Raw genomic sequence first — 4,364 nt, 5'->3', positions numbered from 1 at the left:
CTAAGAAGAAGACGCTCAGAACGTCAATGCAATGGATGAGCTTTGGTACGTTACTGTCGCTCGTAATTTATTTTGTTGCTGTTCCATAACAGCTTTTTTAGAGAACACTTATGTTGAACACAGGAAGATTTTTCCGCCGTAATCACTTTTGTAAAGCCGCTTTGATCGCGGCTTTTACTCCTTTCTCTCTTTCCGCGGCGCCTCTACCAGATAACGCGAAGGTCGACTTCGAACTCGAACTTCCAAAGATAGATACCTCAATGTATGCACGCCCTTATGTGGCGGTTTGGGTTGAAAACGATCAGCGTAAACCGGTTAAAACCATCCAGTTATGGGTAGGGAAAGACGAATGGTTAAAAGATCTACGCAGCTGGTGGAGAAAAGCGGGTCGTTATGATCGTGAACTTGTTGATGCGGTGACTTCTGCAACACGTCCTGCTGGTCAATACCGCTTTGTCTGGGATGGAACCAATGACGCAGGGGAGCGTTTGGAACAAGGAAATTACACGTTGTACGTCGAGGTCGTTCGTGAACACGGTGGGCGAAACTACTTACGTCAAAAAATAACGCTAGCGGACAGTGACGTGCGCTATGAGCTTAAACCAACACAAGAGACGGGTGTCATCACCGTCAATTATCAAGTTAAGTGATTAAAGGACACAACAATGAAAACCAAAATGAAAGCAGTGGCATTGGCGAGTGTAATGGCAATGGGATTGGCTGTAACCACCACCGCACAAGCACATCCACGTTGGGTTCTGCCCTCTCACTTTACGGTTTCTAAAGAAGGCGGTGACTGGCTGACATTTGATGTTACTGCCTCTCACGGAACGTTTGTTTTTGATAAGCCTGCGGGTAGTGATCAGGCATTTGTGGTGATGCCGGATGGCCGCTCTGAGCGTCCTAACTTTGTTGTTCGTGGCAAGCGTCGCTCTATGTTTGATTTCTTTTTTACAGAAGAAGGCACGCACAAAGTCGCGATTAATAATCAGCCGAGCTACTACACACAATACAAAGCGGGCCGTCGTGATACGGTGAAATGGGCGCGAGCAAACAAAGCTGAGCGTGGTGACGTGCTTCCTGAGCAAGCGCGTGATGTGGTTACTCAACTAAGTTACACCCGAGCAGAAAGCTACATTACGGTTGGTATGCCAACGGACAAAGCGTTGGAGATTGAAGGCAAAATGCTGGAGATGAAACCGATCACGCATCCATCGGACATCATTGAAGGTGAGCCTGTGACTTTCCAGTTTTTCTTTAACGGAGAGCCACAAGAGGGCGTTACTGCTGAGATTACACGTGAAGGTACTATGTACCGAAACCATCAAGAACAAATCGATGTGGTGAGCGATAAAGATGGCAAAGTGATCTTCACGCCAGAAGTCGCCGGGCGCTACTTAATGAAAGCGAACTACAAAGGTGAATTAAAAGATAATCCATTGGCGGATAAAGCGAGTGCCAATGTTCATCTTACGTTTGAAACTCAACTTAACTAATCGAATTAGGCTCAGCAATTGCTGGGCCATTTTGGAATTATCATGAATAACACTTCTCTTCTAAAAGCGGTTTTGCTTTTTTCTGGATTTGCGTCCTTTCACGCTGCTGCACATTTTCCTCTGATGAGCTGTCACTTGGCGCAAGATAAAGTGATTTGTGAAGCGGGCTACTCGGATGGATCGACAGCGGTCGACTACGATGTCGAAATGTACGATTACGACGACAATCTGATCGCCAAAGAAAAAACAGATAAGCGTTCCATCGCAGAATTTACTCACCCTGAAACAGATTTCTATTTGGTATTTGATGCCGGACATGAAAGCCCGGTGGAAGTGGATATCGTTGAGCTGAAAGAGAAATGAGTGTACAGAAAGTTCGCCCTGATGATGGTAACCGAGAAGGAAAGTGGGTCGCACTGACAATCGCAGCAATTCTCAGTTCAGCAGCCATACTTATGCCCTACCATCAGGTCGCGACTGAAAAGCCAGACATGCAGTCTCATCAAGTGTTAATCACGGATTTACATCAAAATGAGTTGGGGTTGATCGCTGAGCTTAAGCTCGCTCATGAAGAGATTCGTGATTTGCAGTTAGATACCGGAACTTGGCCTGAGATCTCTGATATGGAGGTGCTTTGGATTGCTCCGTTCGTGAAAGACCAAAACTGGAAGCGTAAAGGTTCTCATCAGTGGCAACGAATTGATGACGGTGTCTACATTGGCGTGAAGACCAGTGCCCAAGGCTCTGCTTCCATGCTGTTGGATAGCCGCAGTTCTCAAGCTGATATTTGGTTTAATGATTCTAGCCGTTCGTTAAATGTGGAGGGACTAAGCGATCTAGCTAAACGCCACGATTTCGGGTGGAAACAAATCGTTCTGTCAGACTCTTCCTCTCATTCTCACGCCCATTAAGACAACATAATTGATAAGTACTATGATCAAACGCTCTCTTTTACGTCGTATTCTTACAGCCACCGCGTTATTGACGGTGTCTTCTACTGGCTTTGCTGCCGATAAACTCAGTATTGGTATTACGCTTCAACCTTATTACAGCTATGTTAAAGCCGTTGTTGGTGAGAAGGCGGACATCGTTCCTTTGGTTGATGCTGGTTTTAATCCTCACAACTATTTGCCACAACCTAATGATCTTAAGCGCTTAAATGAAATGGACGTAATAGTGATCAATGGTATTGGTCATGACGATTTTGCACTGAAAGTGATCAAGGCTTCTCAGCGTGATGATCTCGTGGTTATCGAAGCGAACAAAGAAGTGCCTTTATTGCCCGCTATGGGGCAGTCTGTTGGTCAAGGAGCAGTGAACCCTCACACCTTTGTCGGTCTATCAACAACCATTCAAAAGGTTTACACCATCGCGAGTGAGCTAAGCCAATTGGACCCAGACAATGCTACGTTCTATCGCCAAAATGCTCGTAAATACGCGAAAACATTTCGCCTGATGAAGCGTGATGCAATGTTGTCTCTTGGTGAGTTGGACACGGCTGGTATGAAGGTGGCGACAACCCACAATGCTTACGGATATATCCTTCAGGAGTTTGGTGTTGACGTTGCCGCTGTCATTGAGCCTGCTCATGGTGTAGAACCAAGTGCAAGTCAGCTACAGGAAACGATAGAGAAAATTCGTGAATCGGGCATTGATGTTCTGTTTTATGAGCTCAATATGCCGAATCGCTTTGTTGATACCATCGAAGAGGCGACCGGGGTGCAGCTTTATCGCTTTTCTCACATGACTCACGGTGAGTATGAGGCTGATAAAGTCGAGGTTGAGATGCGAGATAATGTGGAAACACTAATCGAAGCCATGAAATTTGTGGCGAGTAAGCGAGCAGGGGAAAAGGCGTGATGACTGGACCTTCCGTTTCCTTAAGTAACGTGGGCCTAAAATACGCCGACAATATCATTTTGCAGAACATCAGCGCCGAATTCGAGAACGCGAAATGTCACGTTATTATGGGACCGAACGGCGGTGGTAAAACCTCTTTGCTTCGTTCGGTACTTGGACTCACGCCATTTTCGGGAAACATAGCGCTCAATTGGCCAGAACCATCAGCTGCATCGGGGAAGATAGGGTATGTGCCACAAAAAGCGATGTTTGAAGCAAGCCTCCCGTTAACCGTGATGGATTTTGTACTGCTTAACCAAACTCGTATCCCTCTATTTTGGCGACGTAAAACGAAACAAACTCAACATGCCCTGGCCCAGCTGGATCGCGTGGGTATGGCAACGCGTAGCGACCGTCGTATGGGGCAACTCTCTGGCGGTGAGCAACAGCGTGTTTTGTTTGCGCAAGCTTTACTGGATGAGCCCAATTTATTGGTTTTAGACGAACCTACAACTGGCATGGATGAGCAAGGTGTTCGATATCTTGAAGGTTTGATTCATGAAGTTGTTGGAGAAGGCAAAACGGTGGTGGCAGTACATCATGACGTGACCGCCGTGCGCCGTTTAGATGCGCAGGTCCATGTCGTAAATCGTCAAATTGTGGCGTCAGGTCACCATTCAGATGTGCTAAGCCCTGATCGTATAGAAACATTATTCAAGCACTACACAGCAAAAGTGGAGGCTGCATAATGGATTGGTTGCGAGAGTTAGCGGTTAGCGGCGTTGAAGCTGGATGGTTAAGCGATAGCTTTTCTTATGCCTTCATGGTAAACGCAATTGTGGCAGCGCTGATATTAGGACCATTACTTGGTGGTCTTGGTACATTAGTCATCGCCAAGCGACTGGCTTTTTTCTCTGAAGCGGTTGGGCATGCTGCGCTTACCGGAATCGCGATTGGTGTGTTGCTCGGTGAGCCGCCAGAGAATCCGATCATCGGATTGTTTAGCTTTTGTATGATTTTTGCGCTGTT

At 46.6% G+C, this 4,364-nt stretch carries 7 protein-coding genes; all 7 read left to right on the top strand.

Going from position 1 to position 4,364, the window contains the following annotated elements; all coding sequences use genetic code 11:
- Positions 1–110 precede the first annotated feature (110 nt).
- Positions 111–650, top strand: coding sequence for a DUF2271 domain-containing protein (locus tag IQR33_RS27865; protein ID WP_017635538.1), 540 nt, complete (start codon positions 111–113; stop codon positions 648–650).
- Positions 651–665: 15 nt separating this feature from the next.
- A complete protein-coding gene (locus tag IQR33_RS27860; protein WP_005374252.1) occupies positions 666–1,496 on the top strand; it encodes a DUF4198 domain-containing protein in 831 nt (276 codons plus the stop codon).
- Between the two features lie 42 nt (positions 1,497–1,538).
- The gene (locus IQR33_RS27855) at positions 1,539–1,859 is read left to right on the top strand and encodes a hypothetical protein (RefSeq protein ID WP_005374251.1); all 321 of its coding nucleotides are present in this window, start codon (positions 1,539–1,541) and stop codon (positions 1,857–1,859) included.
- Entirely contained in the window at positions 1,856–2,407 is a 552-nt protein-coding gene (locus IQR33_RS27850) for a DUF6162 family protein (protein WP_005374250.1), read from the top strand. The genes IQR33_RS27855 and IQR33_RS27850 overlap by 4 nt, the downstream gene beginning before the upstream one ends.
- A gap of 22 nt (positions 2,408–2,429) precedes the next feature.
- Complete coding sequence (locus IQR33_RS27845; RefSeq protein WP_005374249.1) at positions 2,430–3,356, top strand: metal ABC transporter solute-binding protein, Zn/Mn family; 927 nt, start codon at positions 2,430–2,432, stop codon at positions 3,354–3,356.
- Entirely contained in the window at positions 3,356–4,084 is a 729-nt protein-coding gene (locus tag IQR33_RS27840) for a metal ABC transporter ATP-binding protein (protein WP_005374248.1), read from the top strand. The genes IQR33_RS27845 and IQR33_RS27840 overlap by 1 nt, the downstream gene beginning before the upstream one ends.
- Positions 4,084–4,364, top strand: a 281-nt coding sequence (locus IQR33_RS27835; protein WP_193844243.1) for a metal ABC transporter permease, incomplete at its 3' end; no start/stop codon positions are given. The genes IQR33_RS27840 and IQR33_RS27835, both read left to right, overlap by 1 nt.

The organism is Vibrio sp. OPT46 (genome assembly GCF_015163535.1).
GTDB lineage: Bacteria > Pseudomonadota > Gammaproteobacteria > Enterobacterales > Vibrionaceae > Vibrio > Vibrio alginolyticus.
Note: the sequence above shows the minus strand (reverse complement) of the source record. Positions and strands in the feature narration are given on the sequence as shown.